Raw genomic sequence first — 18,198 nt, 5'->3', positions numbered from 1 at the left:
AATTACTAGAAACATCGCTATTAGCAAACGTGTCTGGCGGTAAAAGAAATTCACTATTATGTGGTTTGTGTGACATTTGGATTCCATGCACATTAGATTACTAGAAACATCGCTATTGGTCAATTTGGCTGGTGGTAATACCGTGGTCGACTTACGAAGCATCACCATTCCATGATCTTTTGATTAATGCAATAAGTTTATAGTCGTGTGAATTGAAAGTACAACTTAAAGCACGACTAACTTTACAAATGTAGATGAACCCTCTGTGAAATAGGAGTTTTAAATGAGTACACTGAAATCACTTGCTGAATCCGTTAAAGTATATAAAAATCAAGATGTTATATATAGGTTCTCTGAGCTTTATGGTGTGGATTTATTAGAGTCGGAGCAAATATTTGAAGATCTGAAGTTATGGTTAGTACTAGCGAAGGTTGCTAAAATTGAAAATAGTAATAAACCTTTTGTAATTGACAATGCTCTTTTGGTCATTGATGAAATGTGGCATAACTTTATTCTATTTACAAAAGATTATAGCGCTTTCTGTGACAATTACTTCGGTCATTATTTACACCACAATCCGACCTCGGGTGAAGAAAATAATAGGCAAAAGCAGGTATTTAATAGCATGTCTATTGAAGAGAGACAATCTTATATGATGGAAAAACTTCGGTGGCAGTACGAGTTTACTATGGTTAAGTTAGGTAAGGATATTTTCATTCGTTGGTATCAATATTATCCAAATAAGTTTACTAAAGAAAGTTTAGCTAAATTATCGTATGAAAGTGCTAAGAAAAAGTCTGAGTTTGAAGATAAAGTTAAAAAAGTTGCTTAAGTTAGAGTGTTATCTTTTATTTGTACTGTCTCAGATTTAATCTGACAATCATCCGATTTTTGCGGTGTCTGTCAGCTTAGATTTGAGCTAAATTTTTTTAGCCCAAACAGTTTCCTTATCTGTTAATGTTTCAAGTGGCGTTCTACTACAATATATTTTTCTTTGATAGGTTCGTTTCTTTTTTAAAATATCCCGTTCCTCCGTGACACGTTTCAATTTTTCATCGGATGATTGAGCTGCTTTAGTTTATCTGACTACTGACTCCGTCGTGATATAACGTTTGCCTTTGCTCTTAAAACACCTCTTATTAGAAGTTACAATGTAGCTCATTAGGTGTCTAGCAAACTATGGGAAGTCCATTTAGTATTTAACCAACTAAAAGTTGAAATAAGTTTAAGTGAATGTATGTCGGTAAAACCTGCCTTGAAAGAATTGAACTCAAGCAGTTTTTAAAGTTATAGTAAATAGGATATCAACGAAACAGAGCTCGATACTATTAGCATTTCACTAGGTCGCTTATGCTTAAAAACAGTCATACGTTGGTCTGGTCTTGTAATCTTGGTTATACAACTTGCCGATTCCCTACTACCTGCAACTTGTACCGTCATTGCTGCAGGGGTTGAGTTGTTGTCTGTAAAAAGCGAGATCGGGCTACATTAAATATGCAGAGGTTAATAATTTATATTTTTACAATAGTATCGAAGGTACATGTAGTGAAATTTCAGTTTTTAATGGACTATTCTGGAATTGGCTTAGTTCTTTTGAGCGTATTGACAGATGTTGATTGAGTTGATTGTTTACTCAAGGCATAGAAAAGACATAAGGAAGTAACAATGTCGGATAAAATAAAAAATGCCTCATTCTTTGTGGTTCGGACCCCCCGCCTTGCTGTTGAGCAAATTACACAGTTTCAAGATGAACATGCTGATACTAATAAAATACTTGAAAGCTGGTTAGCTATGTATGGTGTTCAAGAAGCACTTTATTTAGCTAGCCCCTCGCTATTAGAACGCATAAGTCTATGGCGTGAAAAACCAGACACTAAGCAAGGTAAAAAGGTATCACACGCTTTAATAAAATATATGATCCGGATGTGTTCAAGAGCAACACCGTTCGGTTTATTTTCGGGTGTAAGTAAAGGTAAGATCACTTCGGTTACAGATTTAATCTGTGGGGATTATAAAAAAGATAGCCGAAAGACTCGTTTAGACATGTTTTACCTAAATGAGCTTAAAGACTATTTTATCAAGCGTACCTCGAAATCTGACACACTAAAATATAAACCAAATCCCTCTCATTATTTCATCGCGGAGCAGTGTCGTTACATAGAAGCTTACCTCTTCGATGATAGTATGCAATATCGTTTAAGCGCGGTGGAAAGTGACGAATATTTTAAATTTTCTTTAAATTTAGCAAGTACCGGAATTAGCTTTAATAACTTATGTAAGGCTTTTTGTGAGCAATATATAGATGCCGATAAAGAAGATGTAGAGTCATATATTCAAGATTTAATAGATGAAGGCATTTTAATAGCTGATATACCATTGCCATTAACTGGAGATTCTCCAGATTATGCTTTATTAAAGTCTATTCAAAATCTTAAAGAAAATATTTACGCTGATCATCTTGCTACAGTTTTGGTAAAAATAGATCATCTAGATGAAGATAACTTAGGAAGCATTGCACCATACAAGCAATTACTTACACATTTAGATAAATTGCCAATAAAAGCACAAGAAAATAAGCTGTTTCAAGCTGATATATATCGCAACTACAGTACTTGTTATTTAAGCGAAATAGAAATTAACCGCTTGCAAAAGCAACTTGAGCTACTGTCTGGTTTGAGCTTGAACGAAAGAAGCAATCCTTTATCCCCGTTTATTAACCAATTTAATGCTCGTTTTGAAGGGCAGTTTGTAGCACTTGATGTCATTTTAGATGATGAAACAGGGATTGGTATTTCAAATGAAACAGGCTATGAAGCACCTTTGGTTGCCGGCTTACACTTCGCTCGGGCTGGCGGTATTGTCAATACTCCGGCAGGTGTGAGTCTAATTGATGCAATTATTGAAGAAGCAATTAGTTTACCAAAAAATCGCAATAAAAACTGTATTGCTCTAAAAAGTAAAGAGCTCAAAGTTAAAGCGACAAATACTGACGCACTAAAATATTATCCCAGCTCTTTTGCTGCAATGCTAAGTTTGTACGAAGATGATAAACACAATCCTATAATTAAGTTTAATGGTTGTTATGGGCCATCATCAGCAAATTTATTAGGTCGCTTTTGTCACTTAGATGAAAGCTTAAAAAATGCAGTGATAGAGGAGTTAAAACAAGAGCAAGCGCATTCACCCGATGTTATTTTTGCTGAAGTTGTACATATGCCAGAAGGGCGGCCAGGTAATGTTATAGCTCGCCCGCATTTGCGTGAATATGAAATTGTATTTATGGCAGATAGTAGCCTAAATGACGAATATCAAATACATTTAAGCGATTTATATGTATGGGTTGAAGGTCAGCACGTTAAGCTTTGGAGTAAGAGACTAAATAAACAAATTGTTCCGCGTTTGTCATGCGCGCATAATTATTCGTCTCGTAGCCTTAGTGCTTATAAGTTTTTATGTATGTTACAACATCAAGATGGACACCCTCCTTATTTTTCTATGCCGCAAAGTACATTAAGGCATAGTTTTGTTCCACGTATAATGTTAGATAATTTAGTACTTAGTGAAAAAACATGGCGTGTTGATAGAAAACATCTACAAGAAGTTTTTATTGATGGCCAACTAGATTTAGATAAGCTAAATACACTTTTCACTACTTACCAGTTAGACGCACAAGTTTGCTACGCAATGTTTGATAATGTTTTGCAATTGGACTTACGAAACACTGATATGTTTGAAATTTTACTCGCTGAGACTAAAGGGCAAACTAAGGTTGAGTTGAAGGAGGTTTTATCTTCTAGCTTTTCGTCTCGTGTAAGAGATGAGTTTGGGCATCATTATAATAATGAAGTGATAGTGCCTTTTAGAAACGCAGCAGCAAAAGTGCATAAACATTTTGTTGATAAGCCTCTTGCAAACATATCTGCAGCGCCAATTAAACGACGATTTAGTGCTGGTTCGGAGTGGCTTAGTTTAAAAATTTATAGTGGTAACTCTTTAGTTGAGCAACTTTTGAGTGAGAAATTATTTCCGCTCATTGAGTCTAATAAAACATTGTTTAAAAAGTGGTTTTTTATTCGATATTCAGATCCAGATTGGCATATTAGGGTTCGTTTTCATGGAGAACCAAATATATTATGTGGTCAGTTATTACCTTTATTAAATAACTTACTTGATCCAATGATCGAAAGTGGTGAATTGCATAAAGTAGAGCTAATGACCTATGAGCGAGAGGTTGAACGTTATGGTGGCCCTGAATCTATAGGTTTAGTTGAATCTTTATTTATGTATGACAGCTCGTTAATTGCAAAAGCGTGTTTATTAGTAGATGACTACGGTGAAGATATACGCTGGCGAATAGCATTAAATTATACACATAAGTTACTCAATCTATTTAATTACATGGATGATGAGCGTTTAAGTTTGATTAGCCGTTTACGAGATGGTTTTGGTAATGAGTTTAACGAAAATAGTATTTTACGTAAGCAGTTAGGTAGCCGTTTTCGAGAGTATCAAGATCAGTTAAATGACGACTTCATTAAGCTAAATACTGTTGATACAGATGGCCTTGATGAAACGCAAAAGTTTATTTTTAAATTACTTAAAGAATGGCAAAATAACGCTGAGCCAATTGTTAAAGCCTTAGTTAAGCTCATTAAAGAAAATAAGCTTAACTGTACACGAGATTCACTTTTAGGCTCACTTTTACACATGCATAATAACCGTATATTTAAAGCATATGGAAGAGAGCAAGAGTTTGTAATACATGATTTGCTAAGGAGAAAATACTTTTCTACAGGTAAAGCTAAATAAAAAAAGCGCGTTTAAAGTTGTAATATCTTTAAACGCGCTTATATATTTTACCAATCCTCGCTACAATAACGCTATTCAATTAAGTGTGTTTTTCAGTCAAGATTCAGTACTAATAAACTAACCTACTGAGTATTTGCACAAGAAGTGATTTACGTAATCTTCTGATCAAACATAAGACTTATTTAGCTAAAACAACGAAAAAAGGAAATTGTTTTAATGGCTCTAACAACAGTAATTCTTGCTGCGGGTAAAGGTACTCGCATGCGCTCTGCTCTACCAAAAGTACTACATAAAGTAGCCGGTAAACCGATGGTGCAGCACGTTATCGATAATGCGATGGCATTAGGCGCAACGACGACCAACCTAGTTTACGGACACGGCGGCGAACTATTACAACAACAACTTGCCGATAACAACGTAAACTGGGTACTACAAACCGATCAACTTGGTACCGGCCACGCAGTAGCACAAGCTAACCCACACATTAATGATGACGACACTGTACTTGTTTTATATGGCGATGTACCTCTTACAAAGCAATCAACACTAGAGCGCTTATTAGCTGCAACACCTAAAAATGGTTTAGCGGTATTAACCGTTAACTTAGTTAACCCAAATGGCTACGGCCGTATGCTGCGTGAAAATGGCAAGCTTGTAGGTATTATTGAGCAAAAAGATGCAAGCCCTGAGCAGCTACTTATTAGCGAAGTAAACACCGGCATTATGGCGGTAAATGGCAAGCTTTTAAAAACATGGTTAGGTAATCTATCTAACAATAATGCACAAGGTGAATACTACCTAACAGATATCGTTGCTATGGCGCACAGTGAAGGTGTAGAAATTGCATCGGCGCAGCCAGATCATGCAATGGAAGTTGAAGGCGCAAATAACCGCGTACAACTTGCAGGCCTTGAACGAGCTTATCAAGCATGGCAAGCAGAAGAGTTAATGTTAAATGGTGCCACCCTCGCCGACCCAGCCCGTATCGATGTACGCGGCAATGTTAAAACAGGCGAAGACGTATTAATTGATATCAATGTTATTTTTGAAGGCAGTGTTACCCTTGGTAATAATGTACAAATTGGCCCTAATTGTGTACTTAAAAACTGTACCATAGGCGATAACGTTGTTATAGAAGCAAATACCCTAATTGAAGGTGCAAGCGTAGCGGCTCAATGTACGCTAGGCCCATACGCCCGCTTACGCCCAGGTGCGGTAATGGAAGAAGACTCGCACATTGGTAACTTTGTAGAGATGAAAAAAACACGCTTAGGTAAGGGTTCTAAAGCAAACCACTTAAGTTACTTAGGCGATGCTGAAATTGGCGAAAAAGTGAATATAGGCGCAGGTACAATTACCTGTAACTACGATGGAGTTAATAAAGCAAAAACCATTATTGGTGATAACGCCTTTATTGGTTCAAATTCATCACTTGTTGCTCCTGTAAATATTGGTGCTACAGCAACAGTTGGCGCTGGCTCTGTTATTACCAATACCGTGGCGGATGATCAGCTAGCTGTAGCACGTGGCAAGCAACGTAATTTAGATGGTTGGAAACGCCCAGTTAAAAAGCTTTTTTAACAACTTTCTAAGTAAAGACTGTATTTGCTATTCTTTTACGCTGCGTTATCGTACTTATTATTTACATCAAAAAATAGGTACGTTTTTAAGTAACATCTTATGTTAATGGGTACAAGGTAAGCTATTTTTAGTAATAAGCGGAAATATTGCAAAATACTCAGTTCCTCCATGGCATGCTTTAATTCAGAATCAAATGGAGTTAAATGTACAGGTGGCTGAGATTTAATTCTAAGCAAGCCTTTTTAGCCGTTGTTTTACAAATATGACTTTAAATTACTAGGTATATTATTATTCTTTATTTATAACTTCCTCTTTACCCATCATGGCTCTTAAAAGGCACCAAATATCTTTATAGCCGCTCATAAGCTGTTTTTACCAAATAGCCTTATCTGTCATTATTTCCTTTTATCCTCCTATAAAGCCACCCATCGCCTCATTTACCAAGCTCAAATTATCGTTATACAATTTTTGCAGATCAGGAGGATAATATGAAAATAATATTGGGTGTCGTTTGCAAAATATATGTGCTGTTCGTGATGATTATATCTTCAGTGAGTGAAGCAAAACAGTTTACAGAAAAATTACAGTTTGATAGTCAAATTCGTATTAATGGGCAAAATATAAAAGGGACGAATCAGGCAATTTTTGCAACTAAAAATACTTCATCTCTTTTCTCGGCTCTAGATTTAAGTTTAGAAGGTGAAGGGTTGCGTTTTGCGGCAACTGCTAACGTATATAAAGAAGGTGGGACGAGTGAAACCGATTTTACTATTTCAGAAGCGTTCTATGATTTTAGTACTGAAAATTGGTTTTTATCTGTAGGGAAAAAGAAGCTTGATTGGGATGTTGCCTATGGATTTAGGCCATTAGACATGTTTTCTCCAACTGACTCATTAGCGATATATACAGCAGTCCCCCCTGGTGTGTTAATGATAATGGGGGACTACTTTACTGAATCAGGAAACATCACTGTGATTTGCAATGAAACGAAACCTGATTATCTTGAACGAGGTATTAAAGTAGCACAAAGTTACGGTTGTGGTGGGCGCTATTATCAATTCTTTGATGGTTATGAAGCGCAAGCAATAGCGCACTATGACGATAAACTGGGCTTTAGAATTGGTGGAAGTACCCTTACAGTAATAGGTGATAACTTAGAATTACATAGTTCATTCCTCTGGCAGCAAAACTATCGTTCGCCTAAAGTTACTCAACTGTATAAAAATACTTTATCTGCATATGATAATGTTGAAACAATTTGGCGCAAAGGCAGTTTGCAAGCTTTAGTGGGTTTTAACTACAGTTTTTCGATGGGGGTAACAGCCATTGTAGAATACTGGCATGATGGTCGAGCACCAAGTGACAAGCAATGGCGAACATTGATTGCACGTGCTAATGAAGGTGTCCAAGATCATCAATTGAAGTTATATCGAGCTCACTTTTCGACACAAAATCTATTCAGAGATAATGTAATGGTGCATTTGAGAACATCTAATTCTACCTGGCAACCTTCGATGACATGGTTAACAAACCCTCAGGATAACAGTATGTTAATAAATAGTGAGCTGTGTTACTCTGGTTTTAAAAATGGTCGTCTCTGTCTCGGCTATAGGAGCTATGCTGGCGGAAGCGAAACAATATATGAGCAGCTAAGCCATCAAAAAACTGGATATTTTAGCGTCGAAATTAAGTTGTAATTTAATGCCTTTTATTAAACCATTCTCAGGATCAGAACGCTGGGTGAGTAATTTAAAGCTCGCTGTAGTCTGTATTTCACTTGGGTTACTGATTCACTTTATTGGGTGGGCTAAGTACCCTGTTATTTCAATTATGATCTCTCTTGGAGTCGGGTTCAGTATTCGCTTATGCCGTAAATGGTTAAAGCGGCATTATCCACAAATGAATCTTGCCTTGCAGTTTTTCTTAGCTACTCTTTTTTCTTTTATTGTATGGGGCCTGACGCCACTCTTATTAGGTGTTGTGAAAAGCACTGGTGGCTATATTGGTGATTTACAACAATATGTAGGTATTTTGCTGATTGGCAGTTTTATTATGGTGGTGGTGAGTTTTACATACTATCGAAGTGCACAAGCACAGAATTTAAAACAATCGTTAGCGCAAGTTGAATTAGAGCAAATAAAGAAAGATAAAGTACTGTTAGAAACTCAATTAAGGTTACTACAATCTCAAATTGAGCCGCACTTTTTATTTAATACACTCGCTAATATTCAAGCATTGATAGCTGTTGATACTAAACAGGCGAATAAGATGTTAGCCGCGCTCTCGGCTTTATTGAGACAAAGTTTAGATAGGACGAGGTCTGAGTGGTTAACCCTCGGCCATGAATTACGTTTTAATAAAGCTTATTTGGCCATACAGAAAATACGTTTAGGGGATAGACTAAATATTCACTATGACGTAACGGATAAAATAACCGATGATATTTTGTTTCCTCCAATGTTACTTCAACCTCTCATAGAAAATGCCGTTACACATGGTATAGAACAGTTAACATCGGGTGGAGAACTGACTCTATTAGTCAAAAAGAAAGAAAATAACTTATTAATACGCATTACGAATAATACACCTAATGAAGGCAGTAATCACAAAGGCACACAAGTTGGGATGAACAACGTAAAAACCAGATTACAGCAATTGTATGGTGAACAAGCCTGCCTTTTATTTGATCACAGTCAGGCGGGTATTGTGACCGTTACTATGGAGGTCCCCTTAAATGTCTCACCGAGTTAAAGTTGTTATTGCTGACGATGAGCCTATTTTACGTACACATTTGAAAATGATGTTAGAAGAGGTTTGGCCTGAAATCGATATTGTTGGTCAAGCTGCTAATGGTGAAGAAGCTTTAGCACTGACCGAGGCATTTACACCTAAGGTTGTATTTTTAGATATTAATATGCCAGGAATGAATGGTTTAGAAGTTTCTAAAAAACTATGTGATGATGACTCACCCCCCATTATGGTTTTTGTAACGGCTTATAATGAATATGCAGTTACTGCATTTGAGAACCAAGCAATTGACTATCTTTTAAAACCTTTAGAAAAAATAAGGCTTGAAAAAACCGTACAGCGAATACAAAAGCTTTTGTCATCCGAAAACACTGAGACCAGTCAACAAACACAGTTACAGGCTATGTTCTCCCAGTTAATGCAGAGTAATAACCTAGCACCATCTAATGCGTATTTAAAGTGGATTAAAGCAAGTAAAAACAATCATATATATATGATTGATGTTGATGAAGTGGATTATTTTATCGCCGACAATAAATACACCGAAGTTACTGCTGGGCAACAGAAGCATTTAATAAAAACATCTATTACTCATTTAGAAAGTGAGTTAGAGCCTGATACTTTTTGGCGTATTCATCGTAATTGTATTGTTCGAGTTGATACTATTGATCATGTATCTAAAGATGATTTAGGTCATGTTTATATATACTTGAAAGGGAGAGATGAAAAACTTTCTGTGAGTAGAAAGTATCACCATTTATTTAAGCAGATGTAACAGAAAACATAACCAACCATTATTGAAGCGGATTTAATACTGTAGAAGAGGTAAATCATGATTTACCTCTTTTTTGATTGTATTAAGTGCGCTCTATATCACTATCATAATTCAACTTACTAATTTTATCGTTCCCCCTTAAAAGGACTATAAAGTATATTCATCATTACTATTTCCCGTTTATCTCCCTATTCAACCGATTATCGCCTGCCTAACATTCTATGGTGGTTGTTTCTTAAGATATGTTCATCAGCAGAAACAATACAGGATAACGATAATGAACCAATTTTCTACGATTAAAAACATGCTTTTAGGCATTGTATTAGCAAGCTCTTCAGTTACTGCAAGTGAAATCCCAGCGCATGTTATTACAGCATATCAACAGGGACTTACTGGATCCCAAGAGCAAAATCAACTTGCTGTGAACGCGCTTTCTGAACTCAACAATAAAGCATCAAATCCCGTTGTTTTAGCTATGTTAGGAGGTGCTGAAACAACGCAGGCACGATACACCAGTCAACCTTGGCAAAAAATGAAATTCGCAGAAGCCGGCATTGCTAAATTAAATAAAGCAATTAAACAAGTTAAAGAAATGCCATATCCACTTAAAGCAAGCGTTTATGTGACTGCTGGCTGTACCTTTGCGCAGGTACCAAAAATGATGAATCGTGCTGAACATGGCGCTCATTTATTAAATCAAGTATTGGCCAATAGTGATGGATTTTCAAAGTTAGATAAACAGCTAAAACAATCAACTTATAGATGTGCCGCATTGGCTGCAAATAAATTAGAAGATCAAACTAGAGCGAAATTATTCATCGAGAAGTCTGATGCTCTAGCGCGCCTTTCAAAGGCTGAAAAAGGATAATTGTAATGCTTAAATTTTCGAACATTGTTAAGTCTTACAAGACTGGAGAAGTCGTCGTCGACGCATTAAAAGGCGTATCTGCTGAGATAAAAAAAGGGGAAACTGTTGCATTATGTGGCCCTTCAGGTAGCGGGAAATCAACACTTTTAAACATTTGTGGCTTGCTTGACGATGACTATAAAGGTGAAATTTGGCTTGCAGGTAAAGCAGTCTCAAAAGATAAAAAAGTAATGACACAAATTCGTCGTGAAAAACTAGGATTTATCTTTCAGAGATATAATTTGATCCCAGTGATGTCTGTTTATGAAAACGTGGAGTACCCACTTTTAATGCTTAATATGAATAAGCGAGAAAGAATGGATAAAGTTGTTGATATTATTAATAAAGTTGGTTTAAAAGATCATATATATAAACGCCCAGATCAATTATCAGGTGGTCAACAGCAGCGTGTTGCTATTGCTCGAGCATTGGTTAAGCGACCTGAGATTGTGATTGCGGATGAACCTACCGCAAATTTAGATACATCGACCGCGAATATGGTCATTGATCTGATGCGTGATTTAGGCAATGACCTAGGCTGTACCTTTATTGTAGCAACACATGACCACCGTATGACAGATCGCTGTCATCGTGTTTTAAATCTTGCTGATGGTAATTTATCGGCATTTAATCCATATGAAACTCATAGGAGAGCAGGATAATGCGTTGGATCTCATTTGCATTTTTTAACGTTTGCCGAAATGGTAGGCGTTCATTATTCACAATATTAGTTGCTACAGTTGCCGTTGCCGCTATTTTAACGACGAGTGGTTTTGCCTTATTTACTTATCAATCACTGGCAGAAAAAGCGGCTAGAGATGAAGGTAACTTTATTATTACACATCAAAAATTTCTTAAAGCAGAAGAAGATATACCGCTACAATATGGTTTATCTGATATTGAAAAGTTAATAGCTCAACTTGAAACCGACGAAGACATTAAAAGTGTATTGCCACGCATAAACTTCAATGGTCTTGTATCTAATGGTGAAAAAAGCTCCATTTTTATTGGTCTGGGTGTAGATCCCGAGGAGTTTATGGTTAAAGGGCCTTTTTTAACAATGTTAGAAGGTAAGGCATTATCAAATTTTGATAATGAAGGTGAAGCAGAAGTTGTATTAGGTAAGGAGCTAGCACGCAACTTAAAGGTGACAGTGGGTGATTATATTACGCTCATGTCGACAACGACAGATGGTGCGTTAAATGCTATGGATTTTACAATAAGGGGTATTTATACGACAGGTGTGCCAGATTTAGATAAGCGACAGCTTTATGTGAAGCTATCAGATGCGCAATCATTGTTATATACCGAGAAAGTCAGCTCATTGTCGGTTTACTTATTTGATATAAGTAAAACACAACAAACAGTTTTAGATTATCAGAAGCGAGACCAGTCATTGGAGTTTACACCTTGGTGGGAGCGCGCATTCTATTATCAGTCAGTAAAAGATCTTTATAACCGTATTTTTGGCCTGTTAGGTGGGATTATGGTGTTACTTGTATTCTTCTCAATTTCAAACACGATGGCGATGACTGTCAGTGAAAGAACCCGTGAAATAGGGACTGTATCGGCAATGGGCTCTTATCAATGGGAAATTATTCGTAACTTTGTATTAGAATCAAGCATGATAGGGTTCATTGGCGCGGCGTTAGGTATTGTTGCATCTGCCTTCATTGCTTGGGGACTGGTTTATTTAGGTTTAGAAATGCCACCACCGCCGGGTAGCAATCAGGGTTACCCTTTAACCATTACTTTCTCATGGGAAGTAGCAGGTATTGTATTACTTACTATGGTATTGGTATGTGTATTAGCGGCACTAAAGGCTGCATATAAAGGCAGTTCAAAATCAATTACAGAGGCGCTAAGTCATGTTTAAATTTAAAAATATTATATCTATTTGTGCGCTGTTGCTTATTTCTGTATCAGCTGTTGCGCAAACTGTAAATGAACAATACGAAGGTGGATTTGATCTGCAAGCAGCTCTTGTCAACGTTGATGCTTATCGAAGTGAAGCAGAGTCAGTAAAAATTTCGGCAACAGTCAGTGCATATAATAAAGGGAAGCTAAAAAGTGAAAAGCAATACGATGTTTATTCATCTATCAATAAACAATCACTTGTTGTTTTTAAAACGGCTTCAGAGCAAGGACAAAAGGTCTTGATGAAGGAAAATGATTATTGGATGTTCATGCCGAAAAGCCGACGACCAATACGCATAACCCCTTTACAAAAATTATTGGGGGAGGCATCACTGGGCGATATTGCGACACTTAGTTGGAGTCAAGATTACGATATAGAGTCTTATGAAACGAATGAAGCTGTCATAGTGTTTAATTTAACGGCTTATTCAGAAAAGGCGAGCTATCAAAAAATTCAACTTACCGTTGATAAAGCCGATTTATTTCCATTGCAAGCAGAGTTGTATCTTCGTTCTGGCAAACATGCCAAAACGGCTACCTTTGAAAGAGGTGATAGAAACAACAAAGTTAAAGTGATTTCTATGTCGTTAATCGATCAAATGCAGCCAGGTAAAAAAACAGTGATTGCTTATGATGAAATTAAGCCAATTGATGTACCGCAAAAGTTATTTAATCCGCAAATATTAATTCGCAGTGATTTAAATAGCCTTTTAACTGAGTGAAAGGCTAAAAACTTGGAACTACAGTTAAATGAGCATCAAATCGATATTTGGCAAACCTCTTTAAGTTTGTTTGAACAAAATAATGCGCTTTCAGATCTTGACTTACAGTTAAGTGTGTCAGATAAGCTGGTGGCCAACTAAACTTGGCCACTGATTTTAGTGTAAGCCATTATCGCTTGTTTGACTTGTATTATTGCAACGTTAGTTTAAATTGCTCTTTATAACGTCTAGATAAGTTTAGTACTTTACCTGTGGTTAATTTAATTTCACTGTCGCCGCTGGGTAGTGGTGTAATGGACTCCACTTTATCGAGTTTTACGCCATGGCTGCGGTGAATTCTACAAAACCCCTGCTTTTCAAGTTGTTTGCTCAATGTTGTAAGTGTTGCCCTTAACGGATATATACGTGAGCCTATATGTAGGTTTACATAATTACCCGACGATTCAAGCCAATCAACATCCTCTATTTTTATAATGAATTCCTTACCGAGCTTTTTAACTAATAAGCGGTTTATGGTCGATGTTGTTTGTTGCTCACTTTCTTTAATTGAAGAGGCTTCACCTAGTAACTGCTGCACCACATATTGATATACTTTGATAAGTACGATGAAAAACACAAAGCTTATAGCGTCTTTCTGGTATTCATAAATAAGTTCAAACCAACTAAGTCCAAAGTTGTAAGACCCATTATTCAACAAATATATGAATTTACGAACCCCTACCATAATACCAACGTGTAACACGCTAAATATAATAGAGGCACCAAAGTACATACCTAATGAGGCCGTAATATTTTGCCAATTAAAAGGTAAGTGTCTTAAAAACCAAATTAAAATAGGGAATATAAGCAAAGTACTCAAGGCACTTGAATACTCCCAGACAAATGGCTCCCACATTAAAAAAGTTAAAGCGCCTTCTCTTTGGGCTTCCATTATTTGGGTTGTAGCGTTTACTGTATTATTAATTATTACGTAAGCACACAGTAATACTGATGCGTAAATGCTTTGAAAACGTTGAAAGTGCTGTAGGTTCATAAATGTATGCTTATTGCTGATGTGGCACGCTTATCCCTGTATACCACCTTTTATCACTATTGCCCGTAATATAAGCACTTGTAGATAGTTTTAGCGAGAGCTTTAGGTATGAATAACGCATAAAATTCATAAAGTAGTAAAAGCATGAACACTCAAACACACCAACCTTCATTAGTTAATTCGCGTAAGTATTATCTTGATTGGCTTAGGGTAATCGCATTTGCGTCGCTAATTTTTTACCACATAGGCATGTTGTATAGCGAAAACTGGGGATTTCATTTTAAGAGTAATTATACATCGCAATATATTGAATATTTAATGCTGGTGTTTTCACCTTGGCGGATGTTGCTCATTTGGTTTATATCGGGCGTAGCACTGCGTTTTATGATTGATAAAGTAAGCGGCTTTAAGTCTTGGTTATTGCTCACTTTAACTCGTTCCATTTTTTTACTATTACCCTTGCTGGTGGGGTTATGGTTAATAGTGCCTTTACAGCTGTTTGCAGAAATGTCACAACAAGGTGTTATTTATATTAGCTACTGGCAATTTTATTTAGCTTTTATAGAGACGAACAATACGCTTTTTATTAATTATCAGTCTGGTGTGTGGCCGAATGTGGATGTAAATCACTTATGGTATTTGCGCTCGTTGTGGCAATTTATGCTGATCATTATTGTTTTAACTTTTTTTGCACGCTTGCCCTTTATTGCGCCTTTAAAAGTATTTGTTAAAGGCTGTGTGTCATTTGGGCTTTTAATTACTTTACTTATTGTTGCCGTACTATTTACAAGACATTATTTAACTGGCGATTCAATTAGAGAGACTAACGGCTTAATACTGTTACTCGCAGGATACATACTCGCTAAAAACACTTACTTTTGGAACTGCTTAAATAAAAACTTGGTAGTACTGGCTTTGAGTTTTGCGATTTTGTTCGTACTTATAATATTAAGCTATCAAAAGGCGTTTACTCTTCCTCATTTTATTTTAAGCGGTAGCTACAATATTCAACGTGTTGTAGGTGTATTTTTTGTACTTGCGCTCGCTCACCGATTTTTAAATTTTAATACCTACTATTTAAAGCAGCTCAATGCATGGGTGTTTCCCTTTTATTTATTGCATCAAAGCATTTTGATTATTTTGTGTTTTTTACTACAGCCTTTAAGTTTAGGGTCTGTTGCTGAACCATTCATCATTATTTTAGGGACTTGGTTTTTTTGTGGTGCTTTTACATGGGGTATAACACGCGTTGATGTATTTAGACCTTTTTTAGGAGTTGCAATTAAACGAGAGTATTCCTCGACGGTAAAAACGATTGGCTATACGGCCGCTTTAATTTTAATTACTCCGCTAGCGTATAAGCTAATTACTTAGACTAAGAGGCTGTATTAAAACTGCCATAATCTTGTCATGCCTGTGTGTTGATATTTAGCAAATACAATACTAAGGAAAATCACATGTTTAAAAAATCAATTATTGCGCTGTCGCTTATATCTGTTCTTACTGGTTGCTCACTAGATGGAGATGACGGCCAAGACGGCACGCAAGGTATTCAAGGAGAACAAGGTACAGCGGGTCAAAATGGTACTAACGGCACCAATGCAAATTCGGCGTTAAATATAAGCTTAGTCGGCAGAGCCGTACTTAATGCTCAAAGTCCTGAGGGGGCGGCTGAAATAGTGGCTTATCAAGCATCTAAAAAATGGATTTACGCTATTAATAGCTCTGGTGATGAAGCAGTAGTGAACATTATACCCGCCGATACGTTTGATACTGCCGCACTCGTTCAAGATAACGAAGGAATAGTGAATGCAACTAACCTTACATCAGCAATTACCCTTACCTTAAATGATAGCACCCCAGGCGATGCGAACAGCATAGCAATAGATGAAACTAACCAATTACTGGCTGTTGCAATGGCTGCTAAAACCGTAGGCGAAGCGGGTCAAATAGCGTTTTACAATATTAGCGGCGATACACCGGTGTTTATTAAAAATGTAATGGTCGGCTTTTTACCAGACATGGTCACATTTAGTCATAATGGGGCAAAAGTAGTTGCTGCTAATGAGGGCGAACCTAACGGCGATTACAGTATCGACCCAGAGGGCTCTATTAGCGTTATTAATATTGAAAATGGCGTAATTGCCGATACGGCCAGCAATATTGATTTTACTGCATATAACAATCAACAAACCGAGCTTGAAGAGAAAGGGCTAGTTTTTGCCAACCCCACAGGGCGAACAATTAATGGAAATGAAATAAATACAACAGTTGCCATGGACCTAGAGCCTGAGTACGTCAGCATTTCTAAAGATAACAAATATGCCTATATATCAATTCAAGAAAATAACGCACTAGCTATCGTTAATTTAGAAGATAACTCTCTTGAACTAAAAGGGTTAGGATTTAAAGGTTGGTCTAACTTGCAAATAGACGCATCAGATAAAGACGGCGGTGTTAATTTTAAATCATACCCTGGCTTATATGGAATGTATCAGCCAGATACTATCTCAAGTTTTAGCTGGAAAGGCGCAAACTTTATAGTGTCGGCAAATGAAGGTGATGCACGTGAATACTTCTTTGATACAACAGACGAAGCAGACTGCATAGCAAAAGGTGGTCTAGATTACGATGAAGATGATGGTTGCCTTGCATACATAGATGAAAGCCGTGTTGAAGATTTAACCCTTGCTGCTAATTTTGATTACTTAAATAACGACGATAACGATATTGGTCGTTTAAAAGTAAGTACAGTAAAAGGTGATGCTAACAACGATGGCCAGTACGAATCGCTTTATGCCTACGGTGCACGGTCGTTTACCATTTGGGACAGTAATGGGCTGGTGGTGTTTGATTCAGGCGACGATATAGGCCGTATAACTGCATCTGTACATGGCGAAGCCTTTAATAATAATGAAGATGAAAACGAAGGTGACACACGCTCAGATGATAAAGGCGCAGAACCAGAAGCGCTAACAATAGGTACCATCGGCGAACGCACTTTTGCCTTTATAGGTCTTGAGCGCATGGGCGGGATTATGGTTTACGATATTACCAACCCTTACGATGTGCAATTTGAAGATTACTTTTATAACCGTGGTGTAATAGAAGGGGCAGATATAACCGGCGACCTTGCACCCGAAGGCATGGTATTTGTACCTGCCGAACAAAGTGCGACAGGCGAGCCACTGCTTATAATCGGTAATGAGATCTCAGGTTCTATAGCTGTATGGCAAATTGCAGCAAATTAAAACCAACAAAGCAGTACAGCGATTACTAAATGTACTGCTTTTTCTAACGCGCAAATATTAGCTGTAAAATAGCGACTTAACATGCGCGTTTTTTAATCTAAAATCAGCCCGCAGGCCTTTATTTGTATGCGTTTCATACTAAATTCATTTATTTGTCAAAAAGCTGAAATAAAACATTGACCCCTGCTCGAATCTCCCTATAATGCGACCCCACTGAGACGGGAAACGCCGACGCATAGCAAGGTAGCAGCGGCTCAGAGAGTTAAATAAAACTTCGGTTTTAAATCTTCTGAAAAGAAAGTTTAAAACAAAGTATTGACTCGAAAAATAAAGGGTGTATTATTCGCATCCCTTGAGACGCAAAAGCGACTCAAAACGTTCTTTAACAATATAAAGCAATCATCTGTGTGGGCACTCGTACAGATTGAGTTCTAACAGCCAACCTACTTCAGTAG

At 37.0% G+C, this 18,198-nt stretch carries 14 protein-coding genes; 13 read left to right on the top strand and 1 reads right to left on the bottom strand.

The genetic code is table 11. The features are described from left to right. Nucleotides 1-283: 283 nt before the first annotated feature. The 11 genes from J8L73_RS18885 to J8L73_RS19470 all read left to right on the top strand — a co-directional run bounded on the left by J8L73_RS18885 (nucleotide 284) and on the right by J8L73_RS19470 (nucleotide 13,600). The gene (locus tag J8L73_RS18885; RefSeq protein ID WP_211019388.1) at nucleotides 284-832 is read left to right on the top strand and encodes a hypothetical protein; all 549 of its coding nucleotides are present in this window, start codon (nucleotides 284-286) and stop codon (nucleotides 830-832) included. An 833-nt stretch (nucleotides 833-1,665) separates the two neighbouring features. After that, complete coding sequence (locus J8L73_RS18880) at nucleotides 1,666-4,809, top strand: lantibiotic dehydratase (RefSeq protein WP_211019386.1); 3,144 nt, start codon at nucleotides 1,666-1,668, stop codon at nucleotides 4,807-4,809. Nucleotides 4,810-5,025: 216 nt separating this feature from the next. Next, nucleotides 5,026-6,390, top strand: a complete 1,365-nt coding sequence (gene glmU, locus J8L73_RS18875) for a bifunctional UDP-N-acetylglucosamine diphosphorylase/glucosamine-1-phosphate N-acetyltransferase GlmU (RefSeq protein ID WP_211019385.1) — start codon at nucleotides 5,026-5,028, stop codon at nucleotides 6,388-6,390. Nucleotides 6,391-6,878: 488 nt separating this feature from the next. Next, entirely contained in the window at nucleotides 6,879-8,087 is a 1,209-nt protein-coding gene (locus tag J8L73_RS18870; RefSeq protein WP_211019383.1) for a hypothetical protein, read from the top strand. Nucleotides 8,088-8,091: 4 nt separating this feature from the next. Further along, nucleotides 8,092-9,141 (top strand): histidine kinase, encoded by a 1,050-nt coding sequence (locus J8L73_RS18865; protein ID WP_211019381.1) that lies wholly within the window; start codon nucleotides 8,092-8,094, stop codon nucleotides 9,139-9,141. Continuing rightward, nucleotides 9,125-9,913: a LytTR family DNA-binding domain-containing protein gene (locus J8L73_RS18860; RefSeq protein WP_211019379.1), complete on the top strand. Its 789-nt coding sequence runs from the start codon at nucleotides 9,125-9,127 to the stop codon at nucleotides 9,911-9,913. Before J8L73_RS18865 ends, J8L73_RS18860 begins: the two co-directional genes overlap by 17 nt. Nucleotides 9,914-10,190: 277 nt before the next feature. Beyond that, entirely contained in the window at nucleotides 10,191-10,781 is a 591-nt protein-coding gene (locus tag J8L73_RS18855; protein WP_211019378.1) for a hypothetical protein, read from the top strand. A 5-nt stretch (nucleotides 10,782-10,786) separates the two neighbouring features. Next, nucleotides 10,787-11,482 carry an ABC transporter ATP-binding protein gene (locus J8L73_RS18850; RefSeq protein WP_211019375.1) on the top strand — a complete coding sequence of 232 codons (696 nt, stop codon included), beginning with the start codon at nucleotides 10,787-10,789 and terminating at the stop codon, nucleotides 11,480-11,482. Continuing rightward, nucleotides 11,482-12,696 (top strand): FtsX-like permease family protein, encoded by a 1,215-nt coding sequence (locus J8L73_RS18845; RefSeq protein ID WP_211001628.1) that lies wholly within the window; start codon nucleotides 11,482-11,484, stop codon nucleotides 12,694-12,696. Before J8L73_RS18850 ends, J8L73_RS18845 begins: the two co-directional genes overlap by 1 nt. Next, nucleotides 12,689-13,459, top strand: a complete 771-nt coding sequence (locus tag J8L73_RS18840; protein ID WP_211001629.1) for an outer membrane lipoprotein-sorting protein — start codon at nucleotides 12,689-12,691, stop codon at nucleotides 13,457-13,459. Before J8L73_RS18845 ends, J8L73_RS18840 begins: the two co-directional genes overlap by 8 nt. Nucleotides 13,460-13,471: 12 nt before the next feature. Beyond that, nucleotides 13,472-13,600 (top strand): hypothetical protein, encoded by a 129-nt coding sequence (locus J8L73_RS19470; RefSeq protein ID WP_282098404.1) that lies wholly within the window; start codon nucleotides 13,472-13,474, stop codon nucleotides 13,598-13,600. A gap of 49 nt (nucleotides 13,601-13,649) precedes the next feature. Here the strand turns inward: J8L73_RS19470 and J8L73_RS18835 are convergent, their stop codons facing one another. After that, complete coding sequence (locus tag J8L73_RS18835) at nucleotides 13,650-14,492, bottom strand: LytTR family DNA-binding domain-containing protein (RefSeq protein ID WP_211019373.1); 843 nt, start codon at nucleotides 14,490-14,492, stop codon at nucleotides 13,650-13,652. A 144-nt stretch (nucleotides 14,493-14,636) separates the two neighbouring features. On the opposite strand from J8L73_RS18835, the gene J8L73_RS18830 reads away from it, so the two are divergent. Continuing rightward, nucleotides 14,637-15,866, top strand: coding sequence for an acyltransferase family protein (locus tag J8L73_RS18830; RefSeq protein ID WP_211019370.1), 1,230 nt, complete (start codon nucleotides 14,637-14,639; stop codon nucleotides 15,864-15,866). A gap of 83 nt (nucleotides 15,867-15,949) precedes the next feature. Beyond that, nucleotides 15,950-17,743, top strand: coding sequence for a choice-of-anchor I family protein (locus tag J8L73_RS18825; RefSeq protein ID WP_211001632.1), 1,794 nt, complete (start codon nucleotides 15,950-15,952; stop codon nucleotides 17,741-17,743). The last annotated feature ends 455 nt before the right edge of the window (nucleotides 17,744-18,198 follow it).

Source organism: Pseudoalteromonas sp. MMG006, from assembly GCF_018101025.1.
Classification (GTDB): domain Bacteria; phylum Pseudomonadota; class Gammaproteobacteria; order Enterobacterales; family Alteromonadaceae; genus Pseudoalteromonas.
The sequence above is the reverse complement of the archived record's forward strand: the minus strand, read 5'-3'. Positions and strand labels throughout refer to the sequence as shown.